At 76.7% G+C, this 1,815-nt stretch carries 3 protein-coding genes; 2 read left to right on the top strand and 1 reads right to left on the bottom strand.

From position 1 onward, the window contains the following. A partial coding sequence (locus HGA02_RS18330; RefSeq protein WP_168680739.1) for a GTP-binding protein occupies window positions 1–422 on the top strand: 422 nt, incomplete at its 5' end. Window positions 423–476: 54 nt separating this feature from the next. On the opposite strand, the gene HGA02_RS18325 is transcribed toward HGA02_RS18330, so the two are convergent. Continuing rightward, a complete protein-coding gene (locus HGA02_RS18325) occupies window positions 477–893 on the bottom strand; it encodes a DoxX family protein (protein ID WP_168680738.1) in 417 nt (138 codons plus the stop codon). A gap of 75 nt (window positions 894–968) precedes the next feature. On the opposite strand from HGA02_RS18325, the gene HGA02_RS18320 reads away from it, so the two are divergent. Then, complete coding sequence (locus HGA02_RS18320; protein WP_168680737.1) at window positions 969–1,733, top strand: glycerophosphodiester phosphodiesterase family protein; 765 nt, start codon at window positions 969–971, stop codon at window positions 1,731–1,733. The last annotated feature ends 82 nt before the right edge of the window (window positions 1,734–1,815 follow it).

The raw sequence follows: 1,815 nt of genomic DNA, 5'->3' as shown, positions 1-1,815 counted from the left end.
GTCGCGCCGACCCGCTGCACGCCGCACCCCACCGCGGTGCCCCGACCGCGCACGGGGTGTGGACGCTCGACCTCCGCTCGGCCCGGCCCCTGCACTCGGAGCGGCTGGTCGAGCACGTCGAGCGGCTGGGCGACGTGCCGGCGCGCAGCCGCGGACGGTTCTGGGTGCCCACGCGGCCGGACTCCGTGTGCGTGTGGGACGGCGCCGGCGGTCAGCTCTCCGTCGGCCAGCTCGGGACCTGGGGGCGGCGCGAGCCCGACACGCGGCTCGTCTTCACCGGCGTCGGGGACTGGGCCGGCGACCTCGTCGACGCGTTCCGGGACGTGCTCACCACCGAGGCCGAGCACCGCGCCGGGCTCGCGCCGTGGCTCGGGCGGCAGGACGTGCTCGAGCCGTGGCTGGGGGACCGCTCACCGGCCTGACCCGACGCGCCGCTCCGCCGCGGCGTCGCTCGGAGCAGGTGACGCCGCGGGAGGTCAGCGGGGGAGCAGGCGGCGGCGCGCGTCGGTCGCCGCGAGCGCCCACGCCACGAGCGCGGGCTGGAACACGAGCCGCGCGGCACGCTTGGCGTCCGAGTCGAGCCCGAAGCCGTCCTTGCGCTCGACGAGCTGCGCGACGTTGCCCGGGAAGATCGCGACGAAGAACGCCGCCGCGGCCGCCCCGACCCACGCGCGGGCCGGCTGCTTCCACGTCGCGACGAGCGCGGTGCCGAGGGCGAGCTCGACGACGCCCGACACCACGACCACGGTGTCGGCGTCGGCGGGGAACCATGACGGGACCTGGGCCTGGAACTCCTCCCGGGCGTTGGTCAGGTGGCCGGTGCCGGCGGTGAGGAGCGCGGCCCCGAGGCCCAGCTGACCGGCGGCGCGGGCGGCACGTGCGAGGTTCGGCATGCAGCCATCGTCGCCGCCCTCGACGGATCGCGCAGGTCAGCAGGGCTGTGCTGTGCTGGGACCGGGAGGGCCGACGTGAAGCATCCGTACCTCGACGCACCCGGCGGCGTCGCCGCGCTCGCGCACCGCGGGTTCTCGCCCGACGGCCTGGAGAACTCGCTGGCCGCGTTCCAGGCCGCGGTCGACCTCGGCTTCACGTACGTCGAGACCGACGCGCACGGCACCGCCGACGGGCGGGCCGTGGCGCTGCACGACGCGACGCTCGACCGCACGACCGACCGCACCGGACGCGTCTCCGACCTGCCGTGGGATCGCGTGCGGGAGGCGCGGATCGGCGGCGTCGAACCGGTGCCGCTGCTCGAGGACGTGCTCGGCACGTGGCCCGACCTGCGCGTGAACGTCGACGTCAAGGAGCGGTCGGGCATCGTGCCCGTCGCCGACGCGATCGAGCGGACCGGCGCGCACGACCGCGTGTGCGTCGCGTCGTTCTCGGCGGCGCGGCGCGACGCGACCGTCGCGCGGCTGTCCCGGCCCGTCGCCACGTCGGCCGGGACGACCGAGGCCGTCGCCTTCCTGCGCAGCGGCGGTCGCGTGCGGTTCCACGCGCGGTCCCGTCGACGGTTCGACGTCTACCAGGTGCCGTGGCGGTTCCGCGGGCGGCAGGTGCTCGCCGCCCGGCACGTCGATGCGGCGCACGCCGCCGGGATGCGCGTCCACGTATGGACCGTGAACGACGCCGACGACATGCGGACGCTGCTCGACCTCGGGGTCGACGGGATCATCTCGGACCGTGCCGACGTGCTGCGCGACGTCCTGACGGAGCGCGGCGTCTGGCGGTGACACCCCGCGCGTCGGGCGTGGCCACCGCCTCGACCCGGGGCGGCCGCGCGGGGTCGGTCGTGCCGCGGCGTCAGCCGGTGCC

The organism is Cellulomonas septica, from assembly GCF_012396155.1.
Taxonomy (GTDB): Bacteria; Actinomycetota; Actinomycetes; order Actinomycetales; family Cellulomonadaceae; genus Cellulomonas; species Cellulomonas septica.
The sequence above is the reverse complement of the archived record's forward strand: the minus strand, read 5'-3'. Positions and strand labels throughout refer to the sequence as shown.

Bases quoted from the DNA above. Each gene is read 5' to 3' on its own strand.
- HGA02_RS18325 (WP_168680738.1), bottom strand. From the start codon at position 893: ATGCCGAACCTCGCACGTGCCGCCCGCGCCGCCGGTCAGCTGGGCCTC.